The organism is Nostoc sp. UHCC 0252 (genome assembly GCF_034931145.1).
GTDB lineage: Bacteria > Cyanobacteriota > Cyanobacteriia > Cyanobacteriales > Nostocaceae > Nostoc.
Map to the genome: position 1 here is coordinate 6,074 of NZ_JAYGHE010000098.1, position 14,668 is coordinate 20,741.

General features: G+C 41.8%; 14 protein-coding genes and 2 pseudogenes. 11 read left to right on the forward strand and 5 right to left on the reverse strand.

Annotated elements, in window-relative coordinates; genetic code table 11:
- The 7 genes and pseudogenes from VB732_RS32190 to VB732_RS32220 all read left to right on the forward strand — a co-directional run.
- A pseudogene (locus VB732_RS32190) lies at positions 1-1,217 on the forward strand (hypothetical protein); the annotation flags it as partial.
- Positions 1,218-1,425: 208 nt separating this feature from the next.
- Entirely contained in the window at positions 1,426-2,097 is a 672-nt protein-coding gene (locus tag VB732_RS32195; protein WP_323234904.1) for a response regulator transcription factor, read from the forward strand.
- Positions 2,098-2,186: 89 nt separating this feature from the next.
- Positions 2,187-2,396 (forward strand): hypothetical protein, encoded by a 210-nt coding sequence (locus tag VB732_RS32200; protein WP_323234905.1) that lies wholly within the window; start codon positions 2,187-2,189, stop codon positions 2,394-2,396.
- 420 nt (positions 2,397-2,816) lie between these two features.
- Positions 2,817-4,040 carry a WD40 repeat domain-containing protein gene (locus VB732_RS32205; protein WP_323234906.1) on the forward strand — a complete coding sequence of 408 codons (1,224 nt, stop codon included), beginning with the start codon at positions 2,817-2,819 and terminating at the stop codon, positions 4,038-4,040.
- Positions 4,025-4,189 carry a hypothetical protein gene (locus VB732_RS32210; protein ID WP_323234907.1) on the forward strand — a complete coding sequence of 55 codons (165 nt, stop codon included), beginning with the start codon at positions 4,025-4,027 and terminating at the stop codon, positions 4,187-4,189. The genes VB732_RS32205 and VB732_RS32210 overlap by 16 nt, the downstream gene beginning before the upstream one ends.
- A gap of 29 nt (positions 4,190-4,218) precedes the next feature.
- Complete coding sequence (locus VB732_RS32215) at positions 4,219-4,437, forward strand: DUF433 domain-containing protein (RefSeq protein ID WP_073643621.1); 219 nt, start codon at positions 4,219-4,221, stop codon at positions 4,435-4,437.
- A gap of 1 nt (position 4,438) precedes the next feature.
- Positions 4,439-4,759 (forward strand): DUF5615 family PIN-like protein, encoded by a 321-nt coding sequence (locus tag VB732_RS32220; RefSeq protein WP_323234908.1) that lies wholly within the window; start codon positions 4,439-4,441, stop codon positions 4,757-4,759.
- A gap of 38 nt (positions 4,760-4,797) precedes the next feature.
- Here VB732_RS32220 and VB732_RS32225 read toward each other — a convergent pair whose 3' ends face one another.
- The gene (locus VB732_RS32225) at positions 4,798-5,181 is read right to left on the reverse strand and encodes a nuclear transport factor 2 family protein (RefSeq protein ID WP_323234909.1); all 384 of its coding nucleotides are present in this window, start codon (positions 5,179-5,181) and stop codon (positions 4,798-4,800) included.
- Between the two features lie 270 nt (positions 5,182-5,451).
- On the opposite strand from VB732_RS32225, the gene VB732_RS32230 reads away from it, so the two are divergent.
- The 4 genes and pseudogenes from VB732_RS32230 to VB732_RS32250 form a co-directional block, all read left to right on the forward strand.
- Positions 5,452-6,021, forward strand: a complete 570-nt coding sequence (locus VB732_RS32230) for a tyrosine-type recombinase/integrase (protein ID WP_179076190.1) — start codon at positions 5,452-5,454, stop codon at positions 6,019-6,021.
- A 504-nt stretch (positions 6,022-6,525) separates the two neighbouring features.
- The gene (locus VB732_RS32240) at positions 6,526-10,749 is read left to right on the forward strand and encodes a chemotaxis protein CheB (protein ID WP_323234910.1); all 4,224 of its coding nucleotides are present in this window, start codon (positions 6,526-6,528) and stop codon (positions 10,747-10,749) included.
- A gap of 429 nt (positions 10,750-11,178) precedes the next feature.
- Positions 11,179-11,826, forward strand: a complete 648-nt coding sequence (locus tag VB732_RS32245) for a hypothetical protein (RefSeq protein ID WP_323234911.1) — start codon at positions 11,179-11,181, stop codon at positions 11,824-11,826.
- Positions 11,827-11,968: 142 nt separating this feature from the next.
- Positions 11,969-12,121, forward strand: a pseudogene (locus VB732_RS32250) (DUF1016 N-terminal domain-containing protein); the annotation flags it as partial.
- Positions 12,122-12,159: 38 nt separating this feature from the next.
- Here VB732_RS32250 and VB732_RS32255 read toward each other — a convergent pair.
- The 4 genes from VB732_RS32255 to VB732_RS32270 all read right to left on the reverse strand — a co-directional run.
- The gene (locus VB732_RS32255) at positions 12,160-12,606 is read right to left on the reverse strand and encodes an HNH endonuclease (protein WP_323234912.1); all 447 of its coding nucleotides are present in this window, start codon (positions 12,604-12,606) and stop codon (positions 12,160-12,162) included.
- Positions 12,607-12,618: 12 nt separating this feature from the next.
- On the reverse strand, positions 12,619-12,897 hold the full coding sequence (locus VB732_RS32260) for a hypothetical protein (protein ID WP_292713587.1): 279 nt from the start codon (positions 12,895-12,897) through the stop codon (positions 12,619-12,621).
- Positions 12,894-13,880 carry a pentapeptide repeat-containing protein gene (locus VB732_RS32265; RefSeq protein WP_323234913.1) on the reverse strand — a complete coding sequence of 329 codons (987 nt, stop codon included), beginning with the start codon at positions 13,878-13,880 and terminating at the stop codon, positions 12,894-12,896. Before VB732_RS32265 ends, VB732_RS32260 begins: the two co-directional genes overlap by 4 nt.
- A gap of 55 nt (positions 13,881-13,935) precedes the next feature.
- Positions 13,936-14,668: hypothetical protein (locus VB732_RS32270; RefSeq protein ID WP_323234914.1), on the reverse strand; the 733-nt coding region annotated here is incomplete at its 5' end.

Genomic DNA, 14,668 nt, shown 5'->3' on the forward strand with positions numbered 1-14,668 from the left:
CGGAGCAACAGAAGGCAGATTACATTAAGCAGTTGCGTGAGATGAAAACCCCTTATCTGCAAGGGAGTCAGACTCTACAGGGGACGATTGACCCGAACGACAAGGTTACTGGGGGAGAACAGCCGGCGATCGCACCGGGAGCAACCCCAACAGGTGATTACCTTCACCCATCAGAAGGTCTTGCCCTAAATACTTTGCAAGCCCTAGCCAGAGCAGATAGTTCCACTGCTTTGGTTGCTGCACCAGGGAGTGGTAAATCTGTCACCCTCAATTATTTGATTGAGAAAATCCTTGCAGATTGTCCAAGTGCCGATATTTGGGTGATTAGTGCTAAGAATGATAGTTTCTGCGGTTTACGAGAGAAAGAAAGAGTAATTGTCTTCGACGGGGAAAACCCAGACCTAGCGAAAGAGGTAATTGATAACTTTTACACCTCGTACAAACAGCGTAAGCAACTACTAGAATCAAAGCGCGAATCCTTACCACCATTGATTCTAATTCTGGATGACTGGTTAGTGATTGCTGATCAATTAAGTAAGCATTACTCTGACTGGAATTATGGGAGTAAATTGCTTGATGTTCTGCTGATTGGTCGAGAGTTTAATACTAAGTTTATTGCCTCCCTACAGTCTTTTAATTTGGCGGCATTGGGCATTGAAAAGATGGATGCTCAAACGAGAATGTGTCTCAATTTATTGTTGTTAGGTAACAGGTATATCAAGAATGGAAGGGAACAAGAATCTTATGGGGTGCTGGAACTGATTTTAAATAGAGGTGACATTATTCCAGGTAAGCAAGAACGGGAGCAAATTAAATCTAAATACTTGGATATTAAAGCAGTCTCTTATAAAAACTTGCGTCCAGTTATGATTGCTTCCGTTGGGGGTTTTGTTGTGGCATTGATGCCTAAATTATCTAATCAAGTCAATTCAATTGCTTCGGAGCAGGAATATTTAGATAGAGTATTTGACCTGGAATTTAATCTAACTGCTGCTCACCATCACCAGCCGAAACCATTATCTGAGGTAGCAAAAAAGATTTATGAATACTTCCAAAATGTCAAGACTAAAACACCAAAAACATTACGCGATTTGAAGAAAGCAGATAGGTTATCCGGCTATTCAGAGTCAGAATTAGTTGATGGATTAGCTGAATTAGTTAAGACAGAGAAGGTAAATTCTGACGCTCCTGATAGCTACTCCCTACCTGATTGGTGAAAGGACTGCCGTGATGCCGTGGTCATAATAAGGGATGTTTTACGGGCTTTTCTCGGTGTCCACGGCATACGGCACAATCACGGCAATCCATATCCTGTATAGGTTATAGCCTACGGCACTGCTACGGCAGCACGGACACCCACGGCAGAAGCATCAATAATAAGTCCGCCAATAAACAGCCATTTATTATTAGAGGATTATCAAAATCATGCTGAAAATAGTAATTGTTGAACCAGAAACATTCACGCTCTTGGGCATCAAAGGTGCTATTGAAAAATCTCCTGATATAGAAGTAACTGGTGATGCCACCAGTGGAAAGCTAGGGTTTCAGTTAGTTGAACAGATGAACCCTGATGTTGTGTTAGTTGATTTACTCTTACCCGACATGAGTGGTTTAGAACTGACTCGCTCAATCAAAAGGAAAACTAATAGTAAAGTAGTGATATTTACTAATCAGACTCATGAAGATTTTATTAACTCAGCTTTCCGTCATGGGGCTGATTCTTATATGCTAAAAAGTGCTGATATAGAATTAATTGAACTAGCCATTAAGAGAGCTTACTTTAATGAATGTCTACTTGATCCGAAGCTGGCTAAAAAATTATTAGAAAACCTTTATCACAACAGATATATCGACCCCAACTTCGTTGAGAAAAACTTGCTTGACTCTCCCACCGAGCGACAAATACAAGTCCTGCGATTACTGGCGCAGGGGTTAGTTTTTGAACAGATTGCCAGAGAAATGTTTCTCTCTGTTAGTACAGTCAAACATTATGCTAGCGATTTGTACAGTAAATGGCACGTAAAAAACCGTTATGAGGCGATAAAAAGAGGGGCGATGCTTGGTTATATTGACTATAACTTGATTATGAATGAATGATCTATTGGTGAGGAGACGGAAGGATTAAGTCGGGGATTGGTGGGGTTTATTTTTGTACAAAATCTCTATATCCCTAACTAGCCCAATCGTTGCTGCAATTCCTCCAACGTACCGTCAGAACATCGGTAGTTATACAGGAGATACAGCCCAACTTTAAGGTAAAAGGTCAACGGTTCAGTTCAGAGGAATTAAAGCGATTGTTTAACGAACTGGTAGAGGCGAGTCTGGCCGTCTGGCTTAATGCCAATACTATCGAAATTACTGAAAATTGGACAGACGGACAGAACGGACAGGATTAGACAGAATCCTTACGCAGCAAGGGACAGAGGCAGACATATCTCTAGACAGAAATAAGACACAAGACAGAACGCCCTCGGCTCATCAGCGAGGGTTTTATTAGCGCATCCAAAACGTGACCTATTCTGCTTCCAGCCATCCTTTAACTGTCTCAGCCGGAATGCTGAAAAGTGGATGATTAAAAATTGCCTTTAATGCTTCCATTCCACCAGCTTTTAGTGCAGATATTAATCTAGCTTTTAGCGTTGGATTGCGTTTGATTTCTTGATGAATTGCTTCTGGAACTGCATCTGTGTTTGTTGGATTAGTTTGAGCTAGCTAATAGAAGAACTGTTGCAACTTAATAGTATAATCAACTAAGGAATTTAAGTAACCGTTCAGGTGGGGTAAAAAAATTCTGTAAAAACGGTAACTTAAATAGTATGGATGAACATTACCGCGCTTACCTACAAGAGATTTCAGATCAAGACTGGGAAAAAACTCCAGTCTCCGTCAAGAAAGCGGTGGAGCAAATGCAAGTATGTATAGACCAACAAGAAAAAAAGTTGGTTGAGCTAGAAGCTCAAGAGCAGCATTTATTTACTCAATTACAACCCCCACCACCTTCAGTACCCCCAGCTACGCCTGTAGTTACAACTCCACTGCTAGCATCGCCAACAAAGCTACTGGTAAAGCTAAAAGCACTTTTTCTGCAAACAGCATTAGGAAAACTTTGGACTTTACTAGCAGGAAAACAAATCCGTATCCTAAAGCATTTCAGCCCGGTTCAAAGTGTTATCTTTAGTCCAGATGGTAACACTCTTACCAGTTGTAGTTATGATACAACGCTCAAATTATGGAATCTGGCAACGGGAAAGAAAATTCGCACTCTAAGGGATTTCGGCACTAGAAATTTCGCTTTTAGTCCAGATGGCAACACCCTTGTCAGTTATAGTGAAAACACCATCAAACTATGGAATGTGGCAACGGGAGAGCAAATCCACACTTTCGCCAAACAATATGATGATAGTGATCCCTTAACAATTAGCCCAGATGGACAGACTCTTGCCATTTGTTTTGGCATCACTATTAAACTTTTGAATCTATTTACAGAAGAAGAAATATGCACCTTTGAAGAGTGTCATAATGACAGAATTTTATCCCTTGCCTTTAGCCCTAGTGGGGAGACTCTTGCCACTGGTGGTTTTGATGGCACTGTTCTACTGTGGAATGTGGCAACAGGAGTGCCTATGGATGTCCTAGTGCATTCCACCAGGGTTGAAACTCTCACCTTTAGCCCTAGTGGGGAGACTCTTGCCGTTGGGACTTTTGACTGCACTGTCCTATTGTGGAATGTGCGAACAGGAGAGCTTATCCACACTCTGAAAGGACATTCCAGCGAATATCGTGATTTCGGCAAAAATGGCTATATTGACTTTAGACCATCCGGTATTATTCGTGCTGTCACCTTTAGCTCAAATAGCAAGACTCTTGCCAGTGGTAGTGAGGATAAAACTATCAAACTATGGAATGTGGCGACCGGACAGGAAATCTGCACTCTTACAGGGCATTCCAACGCTGTTTCTTGTGTCGCTTTTAGTCCAGATGACAACTCCCTTGCCAGTGGTAGTTGGGATAAGACCATCAGAATTTGGCGGCTAACTTAGAAGTCCCTTACCAAAGTAAGTTACTCTCGCCTAAACCCAGACAACTAGCGGGTGTTATCTCAATCGTGGTTGGTGGTAGCAATTGCTGGCGCATCGAGGGAGAGCGATCGCTGTCACTACCACAACAGACAGCGCAGTTATTAGAATGAGATAGCCTAGCAATGCTTTTAGAAGGGGGATAATGAGTCAGTCAGCAATCATTACCGCATCGCCAGATGTGATGAGTGGTACGCCAGTCTTCGCAGGAACGCGAGTGCCTGTGCAAACCCTGCTGGATTATTTGAAGGCGGGAGAGTCCATTGATGATTTTCTAGACGGATTTCCCACAGTGAAGCGAGAACAGGTGATTGCTTTTCTGGAAGCCGCACAAGCGCAGATTGTGAAGCTGGTTGCATAGTGTGAATATTTTGATTGACGAGTGTATTGACCGAAGACTGGCAAGGCAATTGTCTTTTCATACCGTAAAAACGGTGCCGCAGATGGGTTGGGCTGGCATCAAAGATGGAGAACTCTTGCGTTTAGCCGAAATTGAGTTTGACGTTTTTATTACGGTGGATCGGAATATGCCGTTTCAGCAAAATTTGACAGTTCTAGATTTAGCTGTTTTGGTGTTGCAAGTGCCATCAAATCGATTAGCAGATATACAAGTGCTGATTCCTAAAATTTTGGCAATTGTTGACACCGTACCAAAGGGTACAGCAACGGTAGTGAGTGAATAAAATCTCATCTAGGTATTGAGTCAAAGCTCTCTTCTTCTTCAGTTGTCGGTGTTTAACGTAACCACACTTCCTGCAATCACTTTCCAGTTGTTTTCAAATAGCTTCCAAACCCTGAGATAGCGGAATTTGCCATCAATTTCTTGCCCTAAATAGTTTCCTAGTATCTCTACCGTGACGGCAACAACAATGTCGTCTCCGACCATGTTTAGCATTAGATCACTTGATTCAAGTGTATGCAGGTTGATGTTTCCCGAACGGTAATTTTCCAGATCCATCGCTTTGGTTGCCGTTTCGCCACTAGGCCCGTTAAACAGAAGCTCATCGTGAAGCAGTTGATCCAAAAGTTCCACGTTATTGGTTTTCATCGCTGAGAGAAGATTTTTCTCGTTAGCGATGACCTGGGCTTTAGGGGTGGCATCCATGCTGTTTATTGTTTAATTTGACCCTAGATGAGTTCATAGTACAGGGTGTGAAGCCGGCGAGCAAGGGTGGCTAGATCATACCTGTTTTGAGTAAACTTGCTGCAATCATAAGCAAGTTTTATCACCCAACGGAATAATAAGGGTTGTAGCGTTCGTGCTTTCGTGCTGATTGATAAGTCTGGGTTAATCGGGTGCGATCGCTCACGAAGTAATCAGCTTTTTGGTGACTTACATTGTTTTATTACACTTAGACAATGTAGGCTAGAACCTATGAAAATAAACCGGTTCGGCAGAGCAGAAATCCTCACACCCGATCAAATCAATGTCCTATTTACCGAGGGCTTTGTCAACCCACGCGATCGCGCTTTATTTGGCGTGTGCCTTTATGCTGCTTGCCGAATCAACGAAGCCTGCACGTTAGCAGTGAAAGATGTGTTTGGCAGTAATGGTGTCAGAGGGGTGTTGGTGTTACGTAGCGTTAATACCAAAGGGAAGCGAGACACGAGGGAAATCCAAGTGCATCCGAAGCTCAGGCAGTATTTAGAAGAGTACAACCCCAATCGCCGCAAAGAGTTTTTGTTTCCCGGTCGGCATGGGTTGTTACATATTCACAAGGTCAGCGCTGACAAAATCCTCAGAGATACCTGTGTGCGGCTGGGCATTGAAGGCGTTAGTACCCACAGCTTTCGGAGGACTGCGTTAACCAGGATGAGCGATGCCGGGATACCATTGCGTCATATTCAGGAGATATCGGGGCATCGGACGCTGGCGGCTTTGGAGCGATATTTGGGGGTGACTGAGAAGCAGAAGCAGAACGCGATCTCTGCTTTGGATTTTTGAACAAGGGTCAAAGAATTCGTCACTCTACAACATCACTCAAAATGGGATTCATCATAAAAGTCCGCAATGTTGAACAATTGGATTTAAAGTCATATAACAAAAAAAGAAATTTGTATAAAATGAACTTGCAAAAACAGAGTAAAGATAAATAATCTTGTTTATCTCAGCCTTTACTAAAGCAACAATCAACAGTATGTCAATGATCTAGATGGAACCGTTATTTTCATCAGCATCTGGTGTTGAAAGAGTGGCATTATTTACCTCAATACCATTATTTAATTAGGTGATATGTTATGCCATGTAGAGATGGAAACAGACACTGAATAAATTGTAGCAATTCATGGGTTAAGAGGCACTGAGTGGATGGGTTATAGCCTTAAAGTTAATAGAGCTAAAACCATTGCGGATGTAAGTTAGGAGTAAAACTCTGCTAGACTAGCGGTAAAACTATCGAATACGCTAGAATATAAATTTAAATTTTCTAGCATTGTATTCGTTAATACAATGAACTCTAACCCATCTTCTGAGTCATCACCATCGGTTTCTATTGATGTTGAAACATTGACACAGAAACAGCAAGATCAAAGCAATGAATTATTTCCTATAGTCGGAATTGCGGCTTCTGCGGGAGGGTTAGAAGCATTCACGCAGCTACTTAATCACTTACCCATCGATACTGGGATGGGATTTGTGCTAATTCAGCACTTAGATCCAAATCAGAAGAGCCTGCTGACTGAGATTTTGGCGAAAACAACACAGATGCCCGTCCGTGAAGTGCAGAATGGGATGTTTGTGGAACCGAACCAGGTACATATCATTCCGCCAAACACGAAGATGACGCTGGCTCAAGGGGTATTGCAACTCATGCCCCGTGAGAAAATTCATGGGAAATATATGCCTGCTGATGCTTTTTTTGCTTCGTTGGCGGCAGAAATAGGAAGTAAAGCCATCAGTGTTGTCCTATCTGGGAGTGATGATGACGGCGCAAAGGGATCAGAAGCAATCAAGGCGGCTGGCGGTATTACCTTTGCTCAGTGTGAAGCATCGGCACAATTCAATAGTATGCCGAATACTGCTATTGCTACTGGTGATGTGGACTTCATCTTACCACCACAAAAAATTGCTGAGGAACTAGCTCTTATTGCACGTCATCCCAACGTTACCCGTCCGATTTATTCACAAACAGTTGAGCCACTTTCTAAAAGTGAGACTGCTTTGCCAACAATCTTTGCAATAGTTTTAACATCCACTGGTGTTGACTTTACGCATTATAAGCAAACGACTTTAAAGCGACGAATTGCTCGGCGGATGGTGCTGTATAACTTTGAAAGTCTAGAAGATTATGTGCAGTATCTGCAAAATCATCCAGATGAAGTGCAAGCACTGTACTACGAAATCTTAATCAGTGTCACCAGTTTTTTCCGTGATCCAGAAGCTTATCAAGCTTTAAAGGAAAAAGTATTTCCGGTAATATCTAAGGGGAAGTCAGTTAATGAACCAATTCGCCTCTGGATATCAGGCTGTGCAACGGGAGAGGAGGTTTATTCAATTGCCATTTCTTTAATGGAATTTTTGGAGAATGTGCTTCCCAAACCGACTATTCAAATTTTTGCTACAGACATTAATGAGACAGCAATTGAAAAAGCCCGCTTAGGTATCTACAAACCAAGCCAAGTAGTTGATGTCTCACCAGAACGGCTAAGACGCTTCTTTAATCAAGTAGAGAGCGGCTATCAAATCAGCAAGCCGATTCGGGAACTGTGTGTTTTTGCTAAACAAAACCTCATCAGCGAACCGCCATTTTCTAATTTGGATCTTATTAGTTGTCGTAATGTGCTGATTTACTTTGAATCTGTTTTGCAAAAGCAGGTGATGCCAGTTTTTCATTACAGCCTCAAGCCCACTGGATTTTTGATGTTAGGTATTGCCGAAAGTGCAGGAGAATTTTCCAACTTATTTACTTTAGTAGACAGAAAAAACAATATTTATACCAAAAAATTAATATCGACTCCAATTTACTTTAACTTTGCAACCAGCAACTATCCTGTAGCGAAAATAGCTGCTAATAAGTCCATGAGTCATAAGACTTGGGATATTGCTGAATTAAATAAACAGGCTGACCAGATTCTTTTGAATCGTTATGTCCCGGTTGGCGTGATGATTAACGACAATATGGACATTCTCCAATTTCGCGGGGAAAGCAGTCCCTATCTAAGACCCGCCCCTGGAGATCCCAGTTTTAATTTGTTCAAAATGGCACGAAAAGGACTGCTGGAAGAGTTGCGTACTACGATTCTTCAGGCAAAAAGGCAGAATGTTTCTGTGAGAAAGGAACAGATACAGATCGAAGGGAGCGAACCGTCTAGGAAAGTTAACGTTGAGGTGATTCCGTTTCAGCCTGATTCAGTGGAAAGTCGCTGCTTTCTTGTTTTGTTTGAAGATGTACCTACCCTAACAAATCAAAAACTGAGCATCAAACCTGGAAATGTAGAACCAGCAGATACAGAGGAAATACTCCGACTTCAACAAGAATTGGCAACCACCAAGCAAGAGCTTACTGCTACTCAAGAGTATTTGCAATTGATTAGTCAGGAGTATGAAACCACTACTCAACACCTGAAAGTGGCAAATGAAGAAATCCTCTCCAGCAATGAGGAACTACAAAGCACTAATGAAGAGTTGCAAACAGCCAAAGAAGAGGTACAAGCAACCAACGAAGAACTACATACAACTAATCAAGAATTGCAAAGTCGCAATTTTGAATTACACAACCTCAATAATGACCTGTTAAATTTACTCAGTAGTGTCAATATTCCCATTCTCATACTAACCAACGATTTACGGATTCGCCGTTTCACCCCAACAGCACAGCGTTTACTCAATCTGATTCCTACAGATGTGGGACGACCACTAAGCGATATCCGCTCCACTATTAACGTTCCTAATTTAGATTCATTGCTCATAGAGGTGATTGACACCTTAACTGTCAAAGAACTGGAGACGCAAAACCTAGAAGGGCGTTGGTACAATCTGCGGATTCGACCTTACCGAACTACAGAAAATCAAATTGATGGCGTGGTGATGGTGTTGATGGATATTGATGCCCTCAAACGCAGTACAAACCAGTTGCAAGCAGCCCTTGATTATGCCGAAACTGTGGTGGCAACTGTGCCAGAGCCTTTATTAGTTCTCAATTCTGACTTACGAGTTACCAAAAGCAATCGGGCTTTTTATCAAACGTTTCACGTAACGCCCACCCAGACAGAACAGCAACTAATTTTTGAGCTAGGAAACGGTCAGTGGAACATTCCCCAACTGCGATCGATCCTGGAAGAAATTCTCACTCATAACACTCAAGTTGAAGGTTTTGAGCTTTGCTGGAACTTTGAAAAAATTGGGCAAAAGACTATATTGCTCAATGGTTATAAAATTCTACAGCCAGGAAATCAGCAGATGATTCTCTTGGCATTTCATGACATTACACAGCAGAAGTTGTTTGAGGAAGAACGCGCCCAACTATTGGCTAAAGAGCAGTCAGCCCGCTTGGAAGCAGAGGCATCTAACCGAATTAAGGATGAGTTTTTATCTACTCTATCCCACGAACTTCGCAACCCCCTCCACAATATTCTGGGATGGTCTGATTTACTCCAGACAAAAAACTTTGATACCGCTCAAATAAATCATGGAATTGACATGATTGGGCGTAGTGCTAAAGCGCAAGTCCAATTGATTGAGGATCTTCTAGATATCTCCCGCATTACGACTGGCAAACTCCGTCTGAATATTTGTCCAATTGATCTGCCGTCTATAATTGAGGCAGCCCTTGAGATAGTCAGATTATCGGCAGAAGCGAAAAATATTCAAATTGAATGCCACCTGCAACCCCTAATTGGACAAGTACTGGGGGATGGGGGGCGATTGCAGCAGGTAATCTGGAATTTGCTTTCTAATGCCATCAAATTTACTCCTTCTGGGGGAAGTGTGGTTGTCACACTAAAGCAAGTTAATTCCCAAGCCCAGATTCGAGTTAGTGACACAGGTATTGGCATACCTAATGACTTTCTCCCTTATGTCTTTGAGCGGTTTCGCCAGGCTGACAGTAGCAAAACTCGTGCTAATCAAGGACTGGGCATAGGGCTGTCCCTTGTCCGTTATCTAGTGGAACTTCATGGCGGCACGGTTCAGGCGGAAAGTCCAGGTGTAAGCTTAGGGACAATTATTATCGTTAGGCTACCACTGAACGCCGATATTGAGGAGGATTTCAGTTCTTGTGATCCAGAGGTGATAGATATTTCCGGCGACGCGGAAAGCTCCGTTGATAACATTCCTTCCCTGGAAGGTTTGCATGTACTTGTTGTAGATGACGATGCCTTTATACGTGAGTTAACGAAGATAATGCTACAAAATCACGGGGCTGAAGTAACGGCTGTCGCATCTGCTGATGAAGCATTCTCAGTACTCACAAGCCAACCAGAGATGTATGATGTGCTATTGTCTGACATTGGGATGTCGAACCAAGATGGCTATAGCTTGATCCGGCGAGTGCGCTCTCTTAGTGCTGAGGCTGGGGGACAAATTCCAGCAGCAGCAATGACAGGGTATACCAGTAGTATTGATATCCAAGAGTGTTGCAGAGCAGGTTTTCAAACGCACATTCCTAAACCCGTTAAGCTTACCCAATTGGTATTTATGGTTGCCAACTTAGCTAGACGAACTAAAAATACTTGAAGATAGTAACTGCCATTACTGAGCAAGAAGGTTGCACAACATTGGCTCTCAAAAATCTTACTATTCCTTAGCTCCTGACAACCCTTGCCAAGAAATTATTACTAAGTTTCTTACTTCTGTAGGCTGGTACAGCATTTAGGCTCCTGGGCGATCAGCTATGCTGGGCGCTCTGCGCCATCGCCTCAAAATCAGAAACATTATTAGTTACCAAAATTAAATTATTACATAAAGCAATACTTGCAATTGGTACAGTCTAGCCAAATGCAAAAATCAACTCCTTAACTTTCCATAACTTATCCTCATCGACTCCTAGAAATTTTACTAATAGAGTGAAAGTGTTCAAGAAAAACGGATAGGTCAAAGCCAAAACAAGCAGACCTTTCAGAAAATCTTGAAACAATTATTAGTGAAAACAAGGAGCAATTTATTATGAAAAAATCTACTCTTGTCAAAGCAACAATGGGTGCTGTCTTATTGTTAACTACAGGTCTATTCAGTGTTACCAATGTTAATTCGAGTCAGGCACATTCAGCAAACCAAAAACTCAGGTATGGACAAACATACAAGCTCGTTAATGGTTACGACAATTGGCAAGGAGGTTATTTAGACACGCGGGGAAGAAACTGTTCTGACAATCTGCTGTGTGTTTCTACAGCCAACAACCCCAACAGAGATAACGGTAGTGGGTCTTGGAAGATTCTATCAAAAACTGGCAAAACAGGAGTTGTTGAGTCGCTCGATGACGTTTACCTGCAAAATCAATATGAGCAAGGTGCTGGTGGTTACTTAGACACGCGGGGAAGAAACTGTTCTGAGAATCTGCTGTGTGTCTCTACAGCCAACAACCCCAACAGAGATAGTGGTAGCGGAACCTGGAAAATAATTTCTAAAAACAAATCTTCAGATGACTTACGTGAAGGTCAGCCTGTTCAACTTGTGAATGGTTATGGTAATGGTCAAGGAGGTTACTTAGATACCAGAGGCAGAAGTTGTAATGAAAATTTGTTGTGTGTCTCAACGGCTGCTGGCGCAGATAGAGATAGTGGTAGCGGAACTTGGAAATTTATTAAGCAGTAAATGGGTTGCGGTGGGCAGATTAATGTTTATGTTTGGGTGGGCGCACTCGCCGAGTTCACGTCCTCCAGTCGCTATGGGTGGAGTTAATGGCACTGCGCTCTGAAGCGTTGAAGGATGCACCTGTGTTTGCCAGGAGTTCCCGGAGATAAAGGGCTTTTCCCGTTCAAACCTGCTTTATATGCGGGCTTTCGCGTCAGCCTATCCTGACGATCAATTTGTCCAGCAGGCTGCTGGACAAATTCCCTGGTTTCATAACTGCGTTTTGCTGGATCACGTTTTAAATTTTCAGCTTTGAATTGGTTGCACACTCAGGCGATAAGCCATTTTAAATTTTCAATTTTGAATTGGGTCATCTGGTGGTGGATGCCGCCCAATTTCTCTATCAGCAGCGCGAATATTAATTATTCTGGCTCGGTTGAATGCTAATGCTGCGACTGTGGCGCGTCCTGTAGGTGTCAAGCCGATAATGGAGAGTGTATCTGTTGACCAGATAAAGTGTTCTTGCCAACTATCAGTGCGAGGATTAAATAAGGGTACTTCTGATAACGACTGTTCATCAAAGGCTTTAAGTTTATCGGATTTTTGGCGATTACAATGAAAACACGCCAAAGCTAAATTATCAATTGAATTAGCACCACCTTTGGTAAGAGGAATTACATGGTCTACAGTGAAGGAAACATATTGCCATTGTTCCGATGCGTGACAATATTCGCACAGAAACTTGGCTCGTTGTCGTACTTGATTTTGAGTAGATTCGCTAATGTAACGATTCACAGACAAATCTCTGATTCCCTATAATTCACTTTGGTTTTGAGTTAGCGATGAATTTCTGAGCATCCGATTCACCAAACTCAGATAATCGTCTAATTCTTCATATTCATCTAATTCTTTTTCTTCCTCTGAAGTCAGTGTAGATTCTTTTTGCTTAATTAATAAGGCTTCAATTCGCCCCTGTACTAAGCTGGAAGCTCGAAATATTGGCACTCCTTCTACTAGCTCGATGCGGACAGCACCATCTAATGGTAAACTGTTGGGCAAGTGTGACAATTTCATAGGTAAATTGGTTGTCATGGCATTAACCGAGGAGATAAACCTAGCTGTTCACAGAAAATCTTACTGTACTCTGCTGTTTCCCAATTTTGGGCAGATTTAACTTGTTCTACAGTTAAACCTTTAACGTTCCAAAAATTAGCTCCTTGTATATTGGCGTTATTAAGTTTTGCTCCTTCAAGGTTAGCATCTCCAAACTTTGCTCCGTTCAAATTTGCTCTTTTAAAGTTGGCATTTTTAAGGATTGCTCCGCGAAAACTAGCCTCTGTAAAATCAGATTCTTCAAGATTAGCTGACTGAAGATTAACACCCCAAAGAATTGCTTTTGACAGTTTTACTTGTTGAAGAGAAACATGAGGAGCAATCAAGTATGCTCCTGCTGCCACCGCGTTGAAACCTATTGGAAACTTGGTGTCTTCATCGTATAAAACTTCTCTGAGGTCGGTACTTTCCAATTTAGCTTTTAGAAGAGAAGCACCATAAAGTCTAGCTCTATAAAGGTCAGCTTTACTAAGATTAGCTTCATCAAGTGTTGCTCCTGTAAAATCAGCCCCTGTGAGATTAGCCCCTAGCAAATCTGCTCCAGTTAAGTCAACACGTTTTAAATCAGCATTTGGAGCATCTATATTTCGCAGAGAAACACCGTCACTGGCTAATTCTTCCAGAGCAATTTTTCTAGCATAGCTAGTAACTGTACCAGAAGCCGCAGCCGCATCGATTGCTTTCCAGTACTCAAAATGTGACCTTTTTCTTTCAGCTTGAATCCTTTCTTCTCGTTTTGGGAGTTCAAGTAGGAAAACCGTTACACCTATCAGCACACCCAGTTTACTAAGAGCATCAAGTATCTTGATAAAACCCAAATTTGAAAGCCAGTTAGCAATTGGGTCGGAAAAAAACAAGGTAATTATCAAAACTATCAAAGCACTAAGCCAAACAGCCCAAAGTAAAAGTCGCTTTAGCCATAATAATGATTTGACTTTCTGCTTTGATTGATTGCTTCTCAAGATTATTTAGCCTTCTGCTGTCTACGTGCTTAATATAACAAGATGTAGTCAAAAATTACTTGCTCCAAACTGTCGGTGAGATAATTTTAGCTGACTTGTCATCTAAATAGAAATTGTAAACAGGCTCTCCTGATAATTCGCAGCGAAGCGGCTCAAGAATTTTAGTGAACGGATTCCAAACTGCTGTTACAGTCCGTTTTACTTTCTTTCGTTGCAACTCACACTGAATATGTACCGTAGGTAGATGGATAATCATTGCACTGTGCAACCAAGCTTCTACACTCATTGCATAACGCTCTTGGATATCTAACAATTTTCTCTCTAACTCTCTATTAGTAGCTTCAATTCGTGCTAATTCTTTGTCTTGTTCATCACCAATCAATTTTTTTAACTCAATCTTGTTGCGGATCGAGTCGCTAATCGTGTTGTAATAACAAGTGAGTCTTTCTTCATCCCTAGCTCTAGCTCTTGTTAATTTAGCTTGCCAATTATCTAGAGATTTACCAATTAATATTGCACTTTGATGTTCAATTAAGCTCAACAATTCTTCAATTGGCATCGCCAATGGTGTCTCTTGATGCTCCACAGTCATTAGGTCAGACTCCCAAAACAAAGCATCACCAATTTCTACTGGTGTTACTCCGGTTATTTCATTGATAATGAACGAAACTAAACCAATCCTTTTTTCGGAAGCATTGGCTGTGTAAGCGACATTACACAAGATGTAACGAGTAATTTCTGGTTTAGCATCTAAAAAACGAATTAAGCCATTTTGAGGTGCGAGTCTC

Excerpts from the sequence above, each read along its gene's own strand:
- VB732_RS32205 (WP_323234906.1), top strand. The coding sequence starts at position 2,817 with ATGGATGAACATTACCGCGCTTACCTACAAGAGATTTCAGATCAAGAC.
- VB732_RS32225 (WP_323234909.1), bottom strand. The coding sequence starts at position 5,181 with ATGGATGCCACCCCTAAAGCCCAGGTCATCGCTAACGAGAAAAATCTT.
- VB732_RS32245 (WP_323234911.1), top strand. The coding sequence starts at position 11,179 with ATGAAAAAATCTACTCTTGTCAAAGCAACAATGGGTGCTGTCTTATTG.
- VB732_RS32240 (WP_323234910.1), top strand. The coding sequence starts at position 6,526 with ATGAACTCTAACCCATCTTCTGAGTCATCACCATCGGTTTCTATTGAT.
- VB732_RS32195 (WP_323234904.1), top strand. The coding sequence starts at position 1,426 with ATGCTGAAAATAGTAATTGTTGAACCAGAAACATTCACGCTCTTGGGC.
- VB732_RS32230 (WP_179076190.1), top strand. The coding sequence starts at position 5,452 with ATGAAAATAAACCGGTTCGGCAGAGCAGAAATCCTCACACCCGATCAA.
- VB732_RS32260 (WP_292713587.1), bottom strand. The coding sequence starts at position 12,897 with ATGACAACCAATTTACCTATGAAATTGTCACACTTGCCCAACAGTTTA.